The organism is Streptomyces sp. NPDC104226 (assembly GCF_055584085.1).
In genome coordinates this window covers 179,901-199,452 of the sequence record NZ_JBVJMS010000012.1, presented here as the reverse complement: position 1 = coordinate 199,452, position 19,552 = coordinate 179,901, and the positions used below count along the sequence as shown (strand labels likewise).

The 19,552-nt window shown below is 71.9% G+C and carries 12 protein-coding genes; 6 read left to right on the top strand and 6 right to left on the bottom strand.

Features of this window, described 5'->3' with window-relative positions; translation table 11 throughout:
• Positions 1-249: 249 nt before the first annotated feature.
• Complete coding sequence (gene gmd / locus ACZ60J_RS32980) at positions 250-1,263, bottom strand: GDP-mannose 4,6-dehydratase (protein ID WP_469687548.1); 1,014 nt, start codon at positions 1,261-1,263, stop codon at positions 250-252.
• 467 nt (positions 1,264-1,730) lie between these two features.
• On the opposite strand from gmd, the gene ACZ60J_RS32975 reads away from it, so the two are divergent.
• A complete protein-coding gene (locus ACZ60J_RS32975; RefSeq protein WP_469687546.1) occupies positions 1,731-2,702 on the top strand; it encodes a GDP-L-fucose synthase family protein in 972 nt (323 codons plus the stop codon).
• A gap of 71 nt (positions 2,703-2,773) precedes the next feature.
• Here the strand turns inward: ACZ60J_RS32975 and ACZ60J_RS32970 are convergent, their stop codons facing one another.
• A complete protein-coding gene (locus ACZ60J_RS32970) occupies positions 2,774-4,249 on the bottom strand; it encodes a sugar transferase (RefSeq protein WP_469687544.1) in 1,476 nt (491 codons plus the stop codon).
• Between the two features lie 383 nt (positions 4,250-4,632).
• Between ACZ60J_RS32970 and ACZ60J_RS32965 the strand changes: the two genes are divergently transcribed.
• Positions 4,633-6,903 (top strand): M4 family metallopeptidase, encoded by a 2,271-nt coding sequence (locus ACZ60J_RS32965; protein ID WP_469687542.1) that lies wholly within the window; start codon positions 4,633-4,635, stop codon positions 6,901-6,903.
• Positions 6,904-7,126: 223 nt separating this feature from the next.
• Positions 7,127-8,596, top strand: coding sequence for a nitronate monooxygenase (locus tag ACZ60J_RS32960; RefSeq protein ID WP_469687540.1), 1,470 nt, complete (start codon positions 7,127-7,129; stop codon positions 8,594-8,596).
• 66 nt (positions 8,597-8,662) lie between these two features.
• Here ACZ60J_RS32960 and ACZ60J_RS32955 read toward each other — a convergent pair whose 3' ends face one another.
• Together ACZ60J_RS32955 and ACZ60J_RS32950 are read right to left on the bottom strand one after the other, a co-directional pair.
• Positions 8,663-9,202 carry a hypothetical protein gene (locus ACZ60J_RS32955; RefSeq protein ID WP_469687538.1) on the bottom strand — a complete coding sequence of 180 codons (540 nt, stop codon included), beginning with the start codon at positions 9,200-9,202 and terminating at the stop codon, positions 8,663-8,665.
• Between the two features lie 200 nt (positions 9,203-9,402).
• The gene (locus tag ACZ60J_RS32950; RefSeq protein ID WP_469687536.1) at positions 9,403-10,983 is read right to left on the bottom strand and encodes an MFS transporter; all 1,581 of its coding nucleotides are present in this window, start codon (positions 10,981-10,983) and stop codon (positions 9,403-9,405) included.
• 182 nt (positions 10,984-11,165) lie between these two features.
• On the opposite strand from ACZ60J_RS32950, the gene ACZ60J_RS32945 reads away from it, so the two are divergent.
• On the top strand, positions 11,166-12,176 hold the full coding sequence (locus ACZ60J_RS32945; protein ID WP_469687676.1) for an Lrp/AsnC family transcriptional regulator: 1,011 nt from the start codon (positions 11,166-11,168) through the stop codon (positions 12,174-12,176).
• Positions 12,177-12,213: 37 nt separating this feature from the next.
• Here the strand turns inward: ACZ60J_RS32945 and glgP are convergent, their stop codons facing one another.
• Together glgP and ACZ60J_RS32935 are read right to left on the bottom strand one after the other, a co-directional pair.
• Positions 12,214-14,859 carry an alpha-glucan family phosphorylase gene (gene glgP, locus ACZ60J_RS32940; RefSeq protein ID WP_469687534.1) on the bottom strand — a complete coding sequence of 882 codons (2,646 nt, stop codon included), beginning with the start codon at positions 14,857-14,859 and terminating at the stop codon, positions 12,214-12,216.
• A 121-nt stretch (positions 14,860-14,980) separates the two neighbouring features.
• Positions 14,981-15,439: a hypothetical protein gene (locus tag ACZ60J_RS32935; protein ID WP_469687532.1), complete on the bottom strand. Its 459-nt coding sequence runs from the start codon at positions 15,437-15,439 to the stop codon at positions 14,981-14,983.
• A 323-nt stretch (positions 15,440-15,762) separates the two neighbouring features.
• Between ACZ60J_RS32935 and ACZ60J_RS32930 the strand changes: the two genes are divergently transcribed.
• Positions 15,763-17,757: an alpha-1,4-glucan--maltose-1-phosphate maltosyltransferase gene (locus ACZ60J_RS32930; protein ID WP_469687530.1), complete on the top strand. Its 1,995-nt coding sequence runs from the start codon at positions 15,763-15,765 to the stop codon at positions 17,755-17,757.
• On the top strand, positions 17,754-19,466 hold the full coding sequence (gene treS, locus ACZ60J_RS32925) for a maltose alpha-D-glucosyltransferase (RefSeq protein WP_469687528.1): 1,713 nt from the start codon (positions 17,754-17,756) through the stop codon (positions 19,464-19,466). The genes ACZ60J_RS32930 and treS overlap by 4 nt, the downstream gene beginning before the upstream one ends.
• The last annotated feature ends 86 nt before the right edge of the window (positions 19,467-19,552 follow it).

Sequence of the window (19,552 nt, the reverse complement as noted above, 5' to 3'; positions counted from 1 at the left end):
CCCCAGGGCAATTGCCCGGCTTGAATGGCTGGTTCGGCATCTTTCGGAACAGCCATATGTACTTGGCGCAGACTAGGGCTCAGCGAAGGGCCTGGTCACCACGCTTGACCCATTGCATACCAACTTGGAATCAACGGGTCCGGTCGCGGATGGAGCACTACGGACATACGGCGGATTTGCCCCGGTCGCGCACGCCGTTTGCTGCGTACATGACCGGGACAGGGCAAATCGTAGGCGAAATATAAGGCCTCAGCGGTCGATGCGGACGCTGGCCCCCGCCAGTTGGTCCTCGACCTGCCGGATGTCGGAATCCACCATGATCCTGGCCAGCTCGGCCACCAGGACCGTCGGCTTCCAGCCGAGCAGGTCGTGGGCCTTGGAGGCGTCGCCGATGAGCGCGTCGACCTCGCTGGGGCGCTCGTACTTGGGGTCGTAGCGCACGTGGTCGTTCCAGTCGAGACCGGCGTGCGTGAAGGAGGCCTCGACGAACTCGCGGACGGTGGCGGCGACCCCGGTGGCCACGACGTAGTCGGTGGGCTCGTCCTGCTGGAGCATCCGCCACATGGCGTCCACGTACTCGGGGGCGTAGCCCCAGTCGCGGACGGCGTCGAGGTTGCCGAGGTAGAGCTTCTCCTGGAGGCCCGCCTTGATCCGGGCGACCGCGCGGGTGATCTTCCGGGTCACGAAGGTCTCGCCGCGGCGCGGGGACTCGTGGTTGAAGAGGATCCCGTTGACGGCGAACATTCCGTACGCCTCGCGGTAGTTCACCGTCGTCCAGTACGCGAACACCTTCGCGGCGCCGTACGGGCTGCGCGGGTGGAACGGGGTGGCCTCGTTCTGCGGGGGCGGGGTGGCGCCGAACATCTCCGAGGAGGAGGCCTGGTAGATGCGGGTGTCCACGCCGCTGGCCCGGATCGCCTCCAGCAGGCGCAGGGCGCCGAGGCCGGTCACGTCGCCGGTGTAGAGCGGGGCGTCGAAGGAGACGCGGACGTGCGACTGGGCGCCGAGGTTGTAGACCTCGTCGGGACGTATCTCGCGGAGCAGGTTCACCAGGGCGACGCCGTCGGAGAGGTCGGCGTGATGCAGGACGAAGGAACGATTCGCCGTCTGCGGGTCCTGGTAGATGTGGTCGATCCGCTCCGTGTTGAAGCTGGAGGACCGCCGCACGAGCCCGTGCACCGTGTAGCCCTTGGAGAGCAGCAGCTCTGCGAGGTACGAGCCGTCCTGCCCGGTGACGCCGGTGATCAGCGCGGTCTTGCCCATAGGGTCCCCCTGGGGATCGTTGCGGTGCGGGTCGGGGCTGCGCCCCGGAGGTACGGGTCGGGGCGCGGTCTGGTCTGCGGCTCGGAACCGGCCGCCGGGGTCCGCGTACGCGCCCCCGCGTGCGGGCCCGGGTGGGGTGGAGGCCCGTCTCCAGGGGGCTGGCGACGGGTACCAGATGGGTACCGTACACGGTCCATCCGGAGCGGCCTCCGCCGGATCGGGCCCCCTCGCCCCCGTGCACGTCGGTATGTACCGGAGTCGGCCCTACCGCCCGAAATCCGCCTGCGGGTCGGGGCCTCCGCGCCCGGCCCGGCGCGCTCGCCCGGGTGGCGGTCCGGGCCCGCGGAAGGCGGTCGCCGGCCGTGCCGGGAGGGCGGTCCGGGACGCGGCCCCCGGGTGTCCGGCCGCCCGGCGGGCAGGGGGCTCCCCCGTACGGCCGCGGACAGCGGACTGGCATCATCGGCGGTATGACAAGTTCGCCGTTCCTGCGCCCGAACGCCCGCGTCTTCGTCGCCGGCCACCGCGGCCTCGTCGGGTCCGCGGTCGTCCGCCGGCTCACCGCCGACGGGTACGAGGTGCTCACCCGCGGCCGCGCCGACCTCGACCTGCGCGATGCCGCCGCGACCGCGGCGTACCTGCGCGACGCCCGGCCCGACGCCGTCGTCCTGGCCGCCGCCAAGGTCGGCGGGATCATGGCCAACAGCACGTTCCCGGTGCAGTTCCTGGAGGACAACCTCAAGATCCAGCTGAGCGTCGTCGCCGGAGCGCACGCGGCGGACGTCGGCCGGCTGCTGTTCCTCGGCTCCTCCTGCATCTACCCCAAGCTGGCCCCGCAGCCCATCAGCGAGGACGCCCTGCTGACCGGCCCGCTGGAGCCGACGAACGAGGCGTACGCCCTGGCGAAGATCGCCGGCATCGTCCAGGTCCAGTCGTACCGCAAGCAGTACGGGGCCTCGTACATCTCGGCCATGCCCACGAACCTCTACGGACCGGGCGACAACTTCGACCTGGAGTCCTCGCACGTCCTGCCCGCCCTCATCCGGCGCTTCCACGAAGCCGCCGCGGAGGGGCGCGAGGAGGTCACGCTGTGGGGATCGGGGACGCCCCGCCGGGAGTTCCTGCACGTGGACGACCTGGCCGCGGCGTGCGCCGTGCTGCTGCGCGAGTACGACGGCGCCGAGCCGGTGAACATCGGCTGCGGCGAGGACCTGACCATCAAGGCCCTCGCGGAGACCGTCGCCGAGGTGACCGGCTTCCAGGGCAGGCTCGCCTGGGACACCTCGAAGCCCGACGGGACGCCCCGCAAGCTGCTGGACGTGACCCGGCTGCAGGGGCTCGGCTGGAAGCCCGCGGTCCCGCTGCGCGAGGGCATCGCCGCCACGTACGCCTGGTGGCGCGAGCAGAGCGACGGGCAGAGCGACGGGCGGAGCGGCAGCTAGAGCAGCAGGAGCGCCTCGGGGGCAGCGGGCGGAGCTGCCCCCAGGGCCCCCAAGGCGCGATCCCCGGTGCCTCAGTACGCTCCGCGACCGTCGACCACGGCGCGGAGCGTGCGGCCCATCACGTCGACGTCACTGGTGAACGACCAGTTGTCCACGTACTGCAGGTCGAGCTGGATCGTCTCGTCCCACGAGAGGTCGGACCGCCCGCTGATCTGCCACAGCCCGGTCATCCCGGGCCGCACCGCGAGCCGGCGCAGTTCGACCTCGTCGTACTCGGCCACCTCTTCCGGCAGCGGCGGGCGCGGGCCGACCAGGGACATGTTGCCCGCCACCACGTTGATCAGCTGGGGCAGTTCGTCCATGGACGTACGGCGCAGCAGCCGGCCCACGCGGGTCACCCGGGGGTCGCGGCGCATCTTGAACATCAGGCCGTCGTTCTCGTTCGCCCCGGACAGCTCGGCCTTGCGCGCGTCGGCGTCCACGACCATCGTGCGGAACTTCCACATGACGAAGGGCACCCCGTCGCGGCCTATGCGCCGCTGCCGGTAGAAGGCCGGCCCGCGCGAACCGAAGCGGATCGCCAGGACCATGGCGAGGAAGGCCGGCGACAGCAGGACCAGTCCGAGCGCCGCGCCCGCCCGGTCCAGTACGGACTTCAGCAGGGGCTGCATGCCGCGGCTCACCGGCGGCGTCACCCGCAGTATGGCCAGACCGCCCGCGGACAGGGTCTCCAGCCGCTTGACGGAGACCTCCACGAGCCCGGGGAAGACCGCCAGTTCGAGGCCGGCGTCGTGCAGGGCCCAGGAGATCCGCCGCAGCCGCTCCCCCGCGAGCCGGGCGCCCGGTGCGACGAGCACCAGGTCGGCGCGGTGCGCGGCGACGGCGTCGAGCACGGCGCCGGAGTCCCCGTTCGGGGACTGCGCCATCGCGGAGCCGAGGCGCGCGGCCACGGGCACCCCGCTGTCCAGCCCGCCGGGACCCACCGGGACCACGCCGACCACCACGTAGGGGTGGTCGGTGCGCGCGGCGAGGTGCCCGATGACGGACTCGGCGGCGTCGGGCTCGCCGACGACCAGGACCCGGCTCACGGCCTGGGCCTCGCGCCGGGCCGCGGAGAGGTGGCGGTAGGTCAGCTTGTGGCAGGCGATGGTGACGAGCAGGGCGGGTACGAGGGCGGCGAGGGCGGACAGCCGGGGGGTGTTCTCACCGGTGACCACGCGGGCCACGGCGAGCACGCCGATCAGAATCAGCCAGTCGTGCAGGACCGGCAGGACTCCCCGGGATTCGCCGAGCGCACGGCCCGCGTAGCGCCGGCGCATCAGCTGCACGCCGGTCCAGGCGAGGGCCGTGCCGACGGCGCAGAAGAGCGGCCGTGCCTGCTGGGCGGCCTCGAAGACCAGACCGACGGGGACTCCCGCGCCGATCAGGTCCGCGGCCACCGCGGCGGGCAGGTACCAACGGGCCTTGTCGCGCAGGCCCCTGGCCGGCATGGCCGACACCCTGGCCGAGCCTGCCACTCTTTGCACAGGTAGATGGACATGCCTCATGAGGCCCCCCTGGCACGTGGTCTATGACGGTGGCGCGAGTACGCGGCTTCCCCAAACCGTGGACGTCAGGCGCACCGGGAAACAGTACGACAAACGCCACCACGGTAAATGCCGTTTCGGGGAACCGGGCATCTTGTTGCCCAAGCGTTAGCGGCCGGCCGTCCGCATTCCGACCACGGGACACGCGCCCTTCTCACCTCAAAGTGAATGTTCCGGATACCGGATACGTCTCTTCGGACAACGAACGATTTCCGGCCAACATTTTGACGCGGCCCTGACATCCTGACGCCCAAGTGGCACTCTTCGACCGTTCTTCGCACCAGCCCGATCTGCCCGGAGGCCCACCCAGCCATCCGGAACCCCCCTTGCAGAAGGAGTCTGCGTTGAGTCCCACCCCCCAGCGGCGTGCCACCACGGCCGGCGCGCTCGTTGCCGCGGCCGCTCTCCTCGCCGTAGGCATCCAGACAGGAACCGCCACCGCCGACGCCACCGCGTCGAAGGCCGGCGCGGTCGCCCAGGCCAACCCGGGCGCGGCCAACCTCAAACTCAGCGCTTCGGAGCGTGCGACGCTCCTGGCCGAGGCCAACTCCACCAGCGCGCAGGCGGCCAAGGGCCTCGGCCTCGGCGGCGCGGAGAAGCTCGTCGTCCGCGACGTGGTCAAGGACGTCGACGGCACCACGCACACCACGTACGAGCGCACCTACGACGGCATACCCGTGCTCGGCGGCGACCTGACCGTCCACGCCAAGGGCGGGGTCACCAAGAGCGTCACCAAGGCCACCAACCACGAGATCAAGGTCGCGGACACCACCGCCACCATCACCACCGCCGCGGCGGAGGGCCAGGCGGTCGCCGCCGCCAACGCCGAGGGATCCAAGGACACCAAGGCGTCCAAGGGTGCCCGCAAGGTGATCTGGGCCGCCGACGGCGCCCCGGTCCTCGCCTACGAGACCGTCGTGGGCGGCGTCCAGCACGACGGCACCCCGAGCGAGCTGCACGTGGTGACCAACGCCAAGACCGGCGTGAAGATCTTCGAGTGGCAGGGCATCGAGACCGGTGTCGGCAACACGATGTACACCGGCCAGGTCACGCTGGGCACCTCGCAGTCGGGCAGCAACTACACGCTGACCGACGCCGGGCGCGGCAGCCACAAGACCTACGACCTCAACGGCGGCACGGGCAGCGGCACCGGCACCCTCTTCTCGGGTCCGGACGACACCTGGGGCAACGGCCTCCCCTCCAACCGGGAGACCGCCGGCGCCGACGCGCACTACGGCGCCCAGCTGACGTGGGACTACTACAAGAACGTGCACGGCCGCAACGGCCTGCGCAACGACGGCGTGGCCCCGTACAGCCGGGTCCACTACGGCAACGCGTACGTCAACGCGTTCTGGAGCGACTCCTGCTTCTGCATGACCTACGGCGACGGCCAGGGCAACACCAAGCCGCTGACCTCGATCGACGTGGCCGCGCACGAGATGACCCACGGTCTGACCTCGGTCACCGGCAACATGACCTACTCGGGTGAGTCCGGCGGCCTGAACGAGGCGACCTCCGACATCTTCGCGGCGGCCGTCGAGTTCAACGCCAACAACGCCCAGGACGTCGGCGACTACCTGGTCGGCGAGAAGATCAACATCAACGGCAACGGCACCCCGCTGCGCTACATGGACAAGCCGAGCAAGGACGGCAGCTCCAAGGACGCGTGGTACTCGGGCCTCGGCAACATCGACGTCCACTACTCCTCGGGCCCGGCCAACCACTGGTACTACCTGGCCTCCGAGGGCTCGGGCGCCAAGGTCGTCAACGGCGTGAGCTACGACTCGCCGACCTCCGACGGCCTGCCGGTCACCGCGATCGGCCGTGACGCCGCGTCCAAGATCTGGTTCCGCGCGCTGACCACCGGTCTGTTCAAGACGAACACCAACTACGCGGCGGCCCGTACGGCCACCCTGCAGGCGGCTGCCGACCTGTACGGCGCCGGTTCGGCCACGTACAACAACGCGGCCAACGCCTGGGCGGCCATCGCGGTCGGTCCCCGCGTCGTCAGCGGTGTCACGGTCACCAACCCCGGTAACCAGAACACCATCACGGGCAGCGCCGTCAGCCTCCAGGTCCAGGCCACCAGCACCAACGCCGGCGCCCTGAGCTACGCGGCCTCCGGTCTGCCGACCGGGCTGTCGATCAACTCCTCCACCGGCCTGATCTCCGGGACCGCCTCCACCGCCGGCACGTACAACGTGACGGTCACGGTGACGGACTCCGCGAGCAAGACCGGTACGGCGTCCTTCGTCTGGACGGTCGGCACCTCGCAGCAGACGGTCTTCGAGAACACGACCGACTACGCGATCGCCGACAACTCCACGGTGGAGTCCCCGATCGCCGTCAACCGCACGGGCAACGCCTCGGCGGCGCTCAAGGTCGACGTCAACATCGTCCACACCTACGTCGGTGACCTGCGGGTCGACCTGGTCGCCCCCGACGGCTCCGTCTACAACCTGCGCAACCGCACCGGCGGCAGCGCGGACAACATCGTCCAGCAGTTCACGGTCAACGCCTCCTCCGAGGTGGCGGCCGGCACCTGGAAGCTCCGGGTCGCCGACCTGGCCAGCGCTGACACCGGCAAGATCGACAGCTGGAAGCTCACCTTCTGACCCCCACCGGGGCCGCAGGTGAACCAGAGCTGAACCGCTAGATCACGGGGCCGCCCGGGAGAAGACCTCCCCGGGCGGCCCTGTTCCATTCGCCCCGCCGGACCGGGTCCAGCGCCCCTGAGGGGCGGGACCTTCGGCGCCTTCCGGCTCGCCGCCCCAGGGTCATAGTGGAACCAGCGAACCTACGGAACCGTAGGTTCGGGTGATTCCGAGGACGTGACCCATGCCGCAGCCCCCCACGAACGCCCCCGCCGCGCAGCACCCCTGGCTCATCCAGGGCGGCATGGGCGTCGGAGTCTCCGGCTGGAGGCTGGCCAAGGCGGTCTCCGGCGAGGGTCAGCTGGGCGTGGTCTCCGGCACGGCGCTGGACGTCGTACTGGCCCGCGTGCTGCAGACCGGCGACCCCGGCGGCCACGCCCGCCGGGCACTGGCGGCCTTCCCGCTGCCGGAGCTCGCCCAGTCCGCCCTCGACCTCTACTTCCGCGAGGACGGCCTCGCGGACGGCGCGGCGATGCGCACCACCCCGCGGCTGCGGGCGACGGGCGGGTCGCAGGCCGAGATCCTCACCGTCCTCGGCAACTTCGTCGAGGTCTGGCTCGCCAAGGAGGGACATGACGGTGTCGTCGGCATCAACTACCTGGAGAAGATCCAGCTCGCCACAGCCCCCGCAATGTTCGGCGCGATCCTGGCAGGCGTCGACTACGTGCTCGTGGGCGCGGGAGTCCCCGGTCAGATCCCTGCCCTCGCCTCGCGGCTGGCGCGCTACGAACGCTGCGTGACCCAGATCCACGTGGAGGCGGGGCCGCACGGGGACGAGCCCCTGGAGCACCTCTTCGACCCCGCGGCCCTGCTCGCCGGGCACCTGCCCGGCCCGCTGCGCCGCCCCCACGTGCTGGCCATCGTGTCCCTCCCGGTGCTGGCCACCTACCTGGCCCGGGACGAGGTCACCCGCCCCGACGGCTTCGTGATCGAGACCAGCAAGGCCGGCGGGCACAGCGCCCCGCCGCGCGGGCCGATGAAGCTCGACGCGGACGGCGAGCCGGTCTACGGCCCGCGCGACAGCCCCGACCTCGCCAAGATGGCGGCGCTCGGGCTGCCGTTCTGGCTCGCGGGCGGCCAGGCCAGCCCCGAGGCCGTGGCCGGAGCGCTCGCCGAGGGCGCGGCCGGGGTCCAGGTCGGCAGCGCGTTCGCCCTGTGCGAGGAGTCGGGGATGGCCCGCCACCTGCGCGAGGAGCTGCTGGACCGGGCCCACACGGGCACCCTCTCGGTCCGCAACGACCCCGAGGCCTCCCCGACCTCGTTCCCGTTCAAGGTGGCGGACCTGCCGGGGACGGTCTCCGAGCCGGAGGTCGCCGAGGCCCGGCGCCGGGTCTGCGACCTCGGGTTCCTGCGCACTCCGGTACGCGGTCCGCGCGGGGTGGTCTACCGGTGCGCGGCCGAGCCGGTCGCCGCGTACGTCCGCAAGGGCGGCGAGGCGTCCGACACCAAGGGCCGCCAGTGCCTGTGCAACGGCCTGCTGGCCACGATCGGGCTGGCCCAGCGCCGGCCGCACGGCCGGGTGGAGCCTCCGCTGGTGACGATCGGCAAGGACCTGTCGTTCCTCCCGCAGCTCGCCCCGAACGCCGAGCCGTACACGGCCGCGGACGTGGTGCACTGGCTCGCGGCGGGCGCGGAGGGGCTCGCCGTCCGCTGAGGCCCCGAGGCAGGTGAAGGGCCCGGCTCCCCCTGGGGGAGCCGGGCCCTTCGCGCGTGCGCGGGGTCAGCCGATGGAGCGGAAGACCGAGTCGAGGACGGCCGAGGTCCCGTCGGCCGGTACGGCGGCGGTGCGCCCGCCGATGCTGCGGTCCTCGTCGTCGCGCCAGTCGCCGCGGCCGTCGTCGTCGCGCCAGTCGCCGCGGCCGTCGTCGTGGCGGCCGTCGTGGCGGCCGTGGTGGTGGTCGTCGGTCGGCTTGAAGTACACGGAGCGGACCTCGAGGTCGTTCGCCCGCTCGCCCGGCTCCAGCGTCTCCACGGCCTGGCCGCCGCAGGAGCGGTCCTCGAACAGCAGCGCCAGCGATTCCGTGTCGTTGCGCACCTGGAAGGCCGGGTGGTTCCGGGAAGCGTTCGTCAGCTGGTAGCAGGTGTCGTTGTCGGCGGGCTCGATCCGGCCGTGCCGCGTGTCGCCGTTGTTGCTGTACCGGTAGTACAGCGTGCCGAGGTTCTCGCGGTCGTCGTGGTCGTTGGCGTGCGACAGCCCGGCGGTCGGCAGGACCAGCGCGAGGGCGCCTAGGAGTGCGGTGGCGGTGGTGCGAAGACGCATGGGGGGAGTCCGTTCCTCGTGTTCCTCGGGTTCCTCGGATGCCTGGTGCGGTGGGCATCCGCGGGCAGCGTAGGAGCGGGCACAGGCGGGGAAACGGTTCGGCACGGTAGTGCGTTCGAAGGTTCACCCTCACGGGCCCCTTCGGAACCGGACACGTGTACGCCCTGGATCCGGGCCCGGATCCAGGGCGTACGGGCCACTCAGACGGCGGCGTTTCCGGCCGCCCGCTCCCCCGCGCCCGAGGCCTGACCCGGCACCGGAACAGGAGCCCCGGCGGCCGCGGGAGCCCCGGCGGCGGCCGGAGCCGCCGTGGGAGCCGCCGCCGCGGCGGCCGGCCTGCGGACCAGCACGACCAGGATCAGCGCCCCCGCCAGACCCATCGCCCCCGAGACCCAGAAGGTGTCCCGCAGCCCGCTCGCGAAGGCCGCCTCCACCCACTGCCGGGCCGCCGGGGCCGCGTGCAGCAGCTGTCCCGCCCCGCCGCCGGCCAGGGCGTCGGCCGCCCCGTCCGGCTGGCCGGAGCCGGCCAGCCCGTCCTCCAGGCCCGAGTGGAAGACCGCACCGAGCACCGCGATGCCCAGGGCCATGCCCAGCTGGCGCGCGGTGTTGAGGGCGCCGCCCGCCATGCCCGCACGGGCCGGGGGCACGGCCCCCATCGCGGCGGCCGCGAGGGCCGGGGAGATCAGGCCGACGCCCACGCCCGTGACCGCCAGTCCGGCGAACAGCGCCGTCCAGCCGTCCCCGGCGTCCAGCATCCAGCCCTGGAGCAGGGCGCCCGCACCGATCAGGAACAGCCCGCCGCCGATGGTGAGCCGGGCCGGGGCACCGTGCATCAGCTTGCCGGCCACGGCGGCGACCACGAAGGCGGCCAGGCTCATGGGGAGCATCGCCGCACCGGCGGCGACCGGGCCCATGCCTTCGGCGCTCTGGAGCCACAGGGAGACGTACATCAGGTACCCGAAGGCGGCGCCGGACATCAGCAGCGCGGAGGTCATGACCGCCACGAAGGTCGGGCTGCGGAAGAGCGAGAGGTCCAGCATCGGGCGGGAGCTGCGCAGTTCGACCAGGACGAAGGCCGCGAAGGCCGCGGCGCCGAGGGCGAACAGGGCCAGGGTGGTCGCGGAGGTCCAGCCGTTCTCGCCGACCCGGATCAGGGCGTAGGTGACCGCCCCGGCGCCGGCGGTGAAGGTGGCCATGCCGGGCAGGTCCAGGCCCTTGGCGTGCGGGTCGCGGGACTCGGTGACGGCCTTGAGGGTGACGTACACGGCGAGGGCGCAGACCGGGAGGTTGATGAAGAAGATCCAGCGCCAGCCGAACTGCTCGGTGAGCAGCCCGCCGATGATCGGACCGGCCGCGGCGGCGGCTCCGTTGACCGCGCCCCAGACGCCGAAGGCGACGCCCCGGTCGCGGCCCTGGTAGGCGGAGCTGAGCAGGGCCATGGTGGTGGCGAACATCGCGGCGCCGCCGATGCCCTGGACGGCGCGGAAGGCGATGAGCGCGGCCGGGCCCTGGGCCAGGCCGCAGGCGAGCGAGGCGGCGGCGAAGAGTCCGAGCCCGCCGAGGTAGACGCGGCGCCGGCCGATCCGGTCGGCGAGCGATCCCGCGCCGAGCAGCAGGGCGGCCAGGGCGAGGGCGTAGATGTCCATCACCCACTGGAGTCCGGAGAACCCCGTGTTCATGTCGGCGGCCATGTCGGGCAGGGCGACGGTCACGATCGTGACGTCGACCAGGAGCATGAAGGCTCCGAGACACACCGCCGTCAACGGCAGCCATTTGCGCATGGGGGTACTCCCGGGAATTCCGAAGGCAGGGGTGGCGGGGCGGAGGACCGGGTGGGTGGCCGGCTGCCGCCGGGGTGGGCGGGGCGCGGCTTCCGCCTTCAGTACGGTGCCAGCAGGACGCCGCCCACCCCCACCCAGCAGCCGTCCGGCGGCGGATTTCACCCACGGCAGGGTCTGTGATGATGGAAACCGTGAACGAAACGGAGCTGGACCCGCTCGACCGGTCCCTGGTCCAGGCCCTCACCATCGACGGCCGGGCTCCCTTCAGCCGGCTGGCCGAGGTGCTGGGGGTCTCCGACCAGACCGTCGTACGGCGCTACCGGCGGCTGCGGGCCACCGGCCTGATCCGGGTCGTCGGACTGCCGCTGGGCAGCCGGGTCGGGCTGTTCGAGTCCTGGCTCCGGGTGCAGTGCGCCCCCGACGCCGCGCTCCCGGTGGCCGAGGCGCTCGCCCGCCGCCCGGACATCGCGTGGGTGACCCTGGGATCGGGCGGTACCGAGATCCACTGCATGACCCGGGCCCGCACCCGCCAGGACCGGGACGCCCTGCTGCTGGAGAAGCTGCCGCGGACCCGCCGGGTGACCGGCGTGAGCGCCCACACCATCCTGCGGAAGTTCTTCGGCGGGCCCGACGCCTGGGTGGGCCTGGACATCCTGCGCCCCGACCAGGCGGCCGCCCTGGAACGGCCCGCCGGGCAGCCGGGCCCGCAGCGGTACGTGCTGGACGAGGCGGAGCTGGCCCTGCTCTCGGTGCTGGGCCGGGACGGCCGCGCGGGGTACCCGGAACTGGCGCGTGCCAGCGGCCTGTCGGAGTCCACCGCGCGGCGCAGGCTGGAGCGGCTGCGCGAGGTGGAGGCGGTCTACTTCGACGTGGAGTTCGTCCCGGCGCTCTTCGGCTACGAGGCGGAGGCGACCCTGGTGCTGACGGTCCCCCCGGCCCGCCTGGCGCAGGTGGGGGCGGATCTGGCGGGCCACCCGGAGGTGGCGTTCGCGGCGGCCGTCACCGGGGCGGCCTCGCTGATGGCGGTGGTGGTGTGCCGGGACACGGACGCGCTGTACACGTACCTGACCGAGCGGATCGGCGCGGTGGACGGGGTGGGCCAGGTGGAGGTCATCCCGGCCCTGCGCAGCGTCAAGCGGGCCGGGATGCTGGTGGAGGACGGGCGGCTGGTGGATCCGCCGCCCGCCCCCTGAACCGGTTCGGCGCGGGCGCCTACCGCGGCAGGCGTGCCTACCGCAGCACGACCCCGCCTCCCGTGTCCGTGTCCGCGCCCGTGGCCGGGCCCGCGACCAGGCCCAGTTCGGCCGGGGTCGCCAGCAGCGGGTGCGCCGGCAGGATCCGTACGGTGTAGCCGAAGGGTCCCGTACGGTCGAGGGCGAGCGGGCCCTCGTACAGCCAGCGGCCCTCCAGGTCGGGTCCGCCGGCGGGCTTGAGCGGGAAGGTCCGACCGCCCTGGATCACGTCCTGCGCGTCGACCCGGCCCGCGACGGCCTGCACCTCCACGTCCTCGGGGGCCAGGGCGTCGAGGGAGACCTGCACGCGCAGGGTGAGGGTGGCCCCGAGTTCGGCGGTGCCGCCGACCGGGCCCGCCGCCAGGGCCTCCACGTGCTCGACGGTGAGCTGCGGCCAGGCCGCGCGGACCCGCCCCTTCCACCAGGCGAGGTCCCGCGCCGCGTCCGCGGTCAGGGCGCGGTGGGAGAGCGCGGCCGGAGCGTAGAGCCGCTCCACGTACTCCCGCACCATGCGGCCCGCGAGCACCTTGGGGCCCAGCGAGACGAGGGTGCGCCGGACCATCTCGATCCACCGCACCGGGAGTCCGGCCTGTCCGGCCCGGTCGTAGAACCGGGGGGCGACCCGGCCTTCGATCAGGTCGTAGAGGGCGTTGGCCTCCAGGTCGTCGCGGCGGTCCTCGTCCGCGCCGAGTCCGTCGGCGGTCGGGATGGCCCAGCCGAAGTCCGGCTCGAACCATTCGTCCCACCAGCCGTCCAGGACGGAGAGGTTGAGGCAGCCGTTGAGCGCCGCCTTCATCCCGCTGGTGCCGCAGGCCTCCAGCGGGCGCAGCGGGTTGTTCAGCCAGACGTCGCAGCCCGGGTAGAGCTTCTGGGCCATGGCCATGCCGTAGTCGGGCAGGAACACGATCCGGTGGCGCACGCGGGGGTCGTCCGCGAACCGCACCAGCTCCTGGACGAGCCGCTTTCCGCCGTCGTCGGCGGGGTGCGCCTTGCCGGCGACCACGATCTGCACGGGCCGGTCCGGGTCCAGCAGCAGGCGGCGCAGCCGGTCGGGGTCGCGCAGCATCAGCGTGAGCCGCTTGTAGGACGGCACGCGCCGGGCGAACCCGATGGTCAGCACGTCGGGGTCGAGGACGGAGTCCACCCAGCCCAGTTCGGCGTCGGCGGCCCCGCGCTGGCGCCAGGAGGCGCGCAGGCGGTCCCGTACCTCTTGGACGAGCTGTTCCCTGAGCACCCGGCGCAGGTCCCAGACGTCCTGGTCGGGGATGTCGGCGACGGCGTCCCAGCGCTGCGAGCCGCCGACGGAGAGCGCGTCCTCGGTGCGGCCGGCGCCGATCTGCTTCGCGCCGAGCTTCACCACCTCGGGCGCCACCCAGGTCGGTGCGTGCACACCGTTGGTCACCGAGGTGATGGGCACGTCTGCGGGGTCGAATCCCGGCCACAGCCCGGCGAACATCTCGCGGCTGACGGCGCCGTGCAGGGTGGAGACCCCGTTGGCCCGCTGGGCGAGGCGCAGGCCCATCACCGCCATGTTGAACACCCCGGGGTCGCCTCCGGGGTACGTCTCGGCGCCGAGGGCCAGGATCCGGTCGACGGGTACGCCGGCCAGTTCGCCGCCGTCGCCGAAGTGGCGGGCGACCAGGGCCCGGTCGAAGCGGTCGATGCCGGCGGGGACGGGGGTGTGGGTGGTGAACACGGTTCCGGCGCGCACCGCTTCCACGGCGGCCTCGAAGCCGAGCCCCTGCTGCCCCTCCAGTTCCCTTATGCGCTCCAGTCCCAGGAACCCGGCGTGGCCCTCGTTGGTGTGGAAGACCTCGGGGTCGGGATGGCCGGTGATCCGGCAGTAGGCGCGCACGGCCCGTACGCCGCCGATCCCGAGCAGCATCTCCTGGAGCAGCCGGTGGTCGCTGCCGCCGCCGTACAGCCGGTCGGTCACCTCGCGGGCGACGGCGTCGTTGTCCTCGACGTCGGAGTCGAGGAGCAGCAGCGGCACCCGGCCGACGCGGGCCTGCCAGACGTGCGCGTGCAGGGCCCGGCCGCCGGGGAGGCTCAGGGACACCCGCGCGGGGGTCCCGTCCTCCTCGCGCACCAGCGCGAGGGGCAGTTCGTTGGGGTCGAGGACCGGATAGTGCTCCTGCTGCCAGCCGTCGCGGGAGAGGGACTGGCGGAAGTAGCCGTGCCGGTAGAGCAGTCCGACACCGATGAGGGGGACGCCGAGGTCGCTGGCGGCCTTGAGGTGGTCCCCGGCGAGGATGCCGAGGCCGCCGGAGTACTGGGGCAGGGCGGCGGTGATGCCGAATTCGGGCGAGAAGTAGGCGATGCCGGCGGGCAGCTCGGCCGCGGCCTCGTGGCTCTGGTACCACCTCCCGCCGTGGACGTAGTCATCGAGGTCGGCGGCTGCGACGGCGAGCCGGCGCAGGAACCGCCGGTCCCCCGCGAGCTCGGCGATCCGCGCGGCGGACACGGCGCCGAGCAGCCGGACGGGATCCCCGCCGGCGGCTTGCCAGCCCTCGGGATCGACGGATTGGAAGAGTTCACGGGTCTCGGCGTGCCAGGACCAGCGCAGGTTGCGCGCGAGGTCGGCGAGCGGCGCGAGGGTCTCGGGGAGGACGGGGCGCACGGTGAATCGACGGATAGCCTTCACGCGTTCCACCTTCGCAGGGGATTACGGATCGGAGCGGCCGCACCACGCTGTGCACCGCAAGCGTCACCCTCGGAAGGCTAGCGCCCTCCCCCCTCCCGGACCATGGGGCCTCGACCGCCCGTCACCACCCCCCTCCTCCGGGCCCTTCCAACAGCTCGTCCAGGTAAGGCCGCAGCGCGGCGGGCAGCTCGGTACGGGACAGGGCGCGCAGCACGTGGAGCGCGGCGGCCGGCAGGAAGGCCTGAAGTTCCAGCAGCGCGTAGAGCTCGGCCTCCAGCGCCACGTCGTCGCGCTCCCGTACGGCCGCCCGCGCCAGGGCCTCGCACAGGATCCGCCCCTCACCCGGATCGCGGGCATCGGGCCAGTCCCTCGCCACAGCGGCCGCGAGCTCCCGCACCTCCGCCTCGTCCGCTCCGAGCCGCCGTACGAGGTCGCACACGCCCCCGTCCACGTTCCACTGCGCGGGGAGTTCGCCGTCGAGGTCCGCGCTGGTGCGTACCGGCAGCCCGCCCGGGCAGGCGTCCGGGGTGGGTGCCAGTTCGGGTGGGCCGACGTAGGCGAAGAGCGGTGCGGTGGACATCCGGTAGTCCTCTTGGAGTTGACGGAGCATCGGCAGGTGTCGGGGATCGGCGACCGGGCAGGCGTTCCAGTACGTACGAGTAGTTAACCGAACACGCGGCATGGGTCGGGCTGGAGTGGGAAGGGCTCCCGGGTACGCGCACGGCGCAGCCTCCCCGAACCTCTCCCGCCACCCGAGTGAACGCGGACAGGAGCGGCCATGCCCGCAGCCCAGCCGTCTTCCGAGCGGCTAGAAACAGAGCGAACAGAGCGTGCACTACCAGCTGCCTTGCCGGCTGGCCTGTTGTCACCGAGCCCTGCGAACTGCCCCCAGGTGATCCCATCATGATCGGTCGCATTCCCGTGCTGGACGTCCGCCCCGCCGTCGACTGCGGCGTCAGACCCGCCAAGGCGGTCGTGGACGAGGTCTTCGAGATTTCCGCCACCGTGTTCCGCGAGGGGCACGACGCCGTGGCGGCCCATGTCGTGCTCCGAGATCCGAGCGGGCGGCTGCGGCCCCCCGTGCCCCTGTCCGAGCTCGCTCCCGGTACCGACCGGTGGGGGGCGCGGGTGTCCGCCGAGGTCGAGGGGAGGTGGACCTACACCGTCGAGGCGTGGAGCGACCCGGTGGGCACCTGGCGGGCCCACGCGGCGGTGAAGATCCCGGCCGGGATCGACACCGGGCTCATGCTGCTGGAAGGCGCCGAGCTCTACGAGCGGGCCGCCGCGAAGATTCCCAAGCGGGACGGCCGCGAGCACGTGCTGGCCGCGGCGGACGTGATGCGCGACGAGGACCGGCCCGTCGCCGAGCGGTACGCGGCGGCGCTCGGTCCGCGGATCGACGCGCTGCTCGCCAAGCGTCCGCTGCGGGAGCTGGTGACGGCCTCCAAGCCGCTGCCGCTGCTGGTCGAGCGCAAGCGGGCCCTGTTCGGTTCCTGGTACGAGATGTTCCCCCGGTCGGAGGGGGCGGTGCTGGAGCCCGGTGAGGCTCCGGTCAGCGGGACCTTCCGGACCGCCGCCGAGCGGCTTCCCGCCGTCGCCGCGATGGGCTTCGACGTGGTGTACCTGCCGCCGATCCACCCGATCGGGAGCACCTTCAGGAAGGGGCCGAACAACACGCTGTCGGCGGGGAGTTGGGATCCGGGCGTGCCCTGGGCCATCGGCTCCACCGAGGGGGGCCACGACGCGGTCCACCCCGAGCTCGGGACCCTGGAGGACTTCGACGCCTTCGTCGCCAGGGCCCGCGAGCTGCGCATCGAGGTGGCGCTCGACTTCGCCCTGCAGTGCTCCCCGGACCACCCGTGGGTGGAGAAGCACCCGGAGTGGTTCCGCCACCGCGCCGACGGGACGATCGCGTACGCGGAGAACCCGCCGAAGAAGTACCAGGACATCGTCCCCATCCACTTCGACGCCGACATGGCCGGCATCGTCGCGGAGACGGTGCGGATCCTGCGGCACTGGATGGAGCACGGGGTCCGGATCTTCCGGGTCGACAACCCGCACACCAAGCCGGTGGTGTTCTGGCAGAAGGTGATCGCGGACATCAACAAGTCCGACCCCGACGTGATCTTCCTCGCCGAGGCCTTCACCCGTCCCGCGATGATGCGGACCCTGGCCGCCGTCGGCTTCCAGCAGTCCTACACGTACTTCACCTGGCGCAACACCAAGGCCGAGCTGACGGAGTACCTGACCGAGCTCGCGGACACCCGCTCCGCCTCCGTCATGCGGCCGAATTTCTTCGTCAACACCCCGGACATCCTGCACGCATACCTTCAGCACGGCGGCCGCCCCGCCTTCGAGGTCCGCGCGGTCCTCGCCGCCACGCTCTCCCCCACCTGGGGGGTCTACGCCGGCTACGAGCTCTGCGAGAACACCCCGGTCAAGGAGGGCAGCGAGGAGTACCTGGACTCCGAGAAGTACGAGCTGCGCCCGCGCGACTGGGCCGCCGCCGACCGCGAGGGCCGCACCATCGCCCCGCTGATCACCGCCCTGAACCGGCTGCGCCGACGCAACCCGGCCCTCCAGCAGCTCCGCGACATCCATTTCCACCCGACCGACAACGAACAAGTGATCGCCTATTCGAAGCACGCGGGGAGCAATTCCGTACTGGTGGTCGTCAACCTCGATCCGCACCACACCCAGGAGGCGACGGTCTCGTTGGACATGCCGGTACTCGGCCTCGACTGGCACGGGTCCCTCGCGGTGCGCGACGAGCTCACCGGCGAGACCTATCACTGGGGCAGGGCCAATTACGTGCGCCTGGAACCGGGCCGCACCCCCGCGCACGTACTGGCGGCTCTGCGACCGTCCCCGCCCACCGGAGGGTCACCCATCTCATGATGATCAACGATCCCGTCCCCGACACCTTCGAGGACACCCCCGCCAAGGACCGCGATCCCGACTGGTTCAAGCGGGCGGTCTTCTACGAGGTCCTCGTACGGTCCTTCCACGACAGCAACGGCGACGGCGTGGGTGACCTCAAGGGGCTCACCGCCAAGCTGGACTACCTCCAGTGGCTCGGCGTCGACTGCCTGTGGCTCCCGCCGTTCTTCGCCTCACCCCTGCGCGACGGGGGCTACGACGTCTCCGACTACACCTCCGTGCTGCCCGAGTTCGGCGACCTCGCCGACTTCGTGGAGTTCGTGGACGCGGCGCACACCCGCGGCATGCGGGTGATCATCGACTTCGTCATGAACCACACGAGCGACCAGCACGAGTGGTTCCAGCAGTCCCGCAAGGACCCCGAGGGCCCCTACGGCGACTACTACATGTGGGCCGACGACGACAAGCAGTACCAGGACGCCCGCATCATCTTCGTCGACACCGAGACCTCGAACTGGACGTACGACCCGGTCCGCAAGCAGTACTACTGGCACCGGTTCTTCTCCCACCAGCCGGACCTCAACTACGAGAACCCGGCCGTCGTCGAGGAGATCGTCTCGGCGCTGCGCTTCTGGCTCGACCTCGGGATCGACGGCTTCCGCCTCGACGCCGTGCCCTACCTGTACGCCGAGGAGGGCACCAACTGCGAGAACCTGCCGCGCACCCACACCCTCCTCAAGGCGGTCCGCGCCGAGATCGACGCGCACTACCCGGACACCGTCCTGCTCGCCGAGGCCAACCAGTGGCCCGAGGACGTCGTCGACTACTTCGGGGACTTCGAGAAGGGCGGGGACGAGTGCCACATGGCCTTCCACTTCCCCGTCATGCCGCGCATCTTCATGGCGGTCCGAAGAGAGTCCCGCTACCCGGTCTCCGAAATCCTGGCGAAGACCCCGGCGATCCCGGACCGCTGCCAGTGGGGCATCTTCCTGCGCAACCACGACGAGCTCACCCTCGAAATGGTCACCGACGAAGAGCGCGACTACATGTACGCCGAGTACGCCAAGGACCCGCGGATGCGGGCCAACATCGGCATCCGGCGCCGGCTCGCCCCCCTGCTGGACAACGACCGCAACCAGATGGAGCTGTTCACCGCCCTGCTGCTGTCGCTGCCCGGTTCCCCGGTGCTGTACTACGGCGACGAGATCGGCATGGGCGACAACATCTGGCTCGGCGACCGCGACGGCGTGCGCACGCCGATGCAGTGGACCCCGGACCGCAACGCCGGTTTCTCCTCGTGCGATCCGGGCAGGCTGAACCTGCCGGTCATCATGGACCCGGTCCACGGGTACCAGGTGACCAATGTCGAAGCGGCGATGGCCTCACCCTCTTCGCTGCTGCACTGGACCCGCCGGATGATCGAGGTCCGCAAGGCCAACCCGGCCTTCGGGCTCGGCTCGTACACCGAACTGCCTTCGTCCAACCCGGCGGTGCTCGCCTTTCTCCGTGAGTACGGGGACGACCTGGTGCTGTGCGTGCACAACTTCTCGCGCTTCGCGCAGCCCACCGAGCTGGACCTGCGGTCGTTCAACGGACGGGTCCCGGTGGAACTCACCGGCGACGTCCGCTTCCCGCCGATCGGCGAGTGGCCGTACCTGCTGACCCTGGCGGGCCACGGCTTCTACTGGTTCCGACTGCGCTCGGAACCGCAACCGCCGCGCGCTTAGACGCACGAGGGCGGGCGAATGGGTCAATCGCCCGCCCTGTACGGACCCTTCTGACCCGACACTCGCTCACACCGGAGCAGCACACA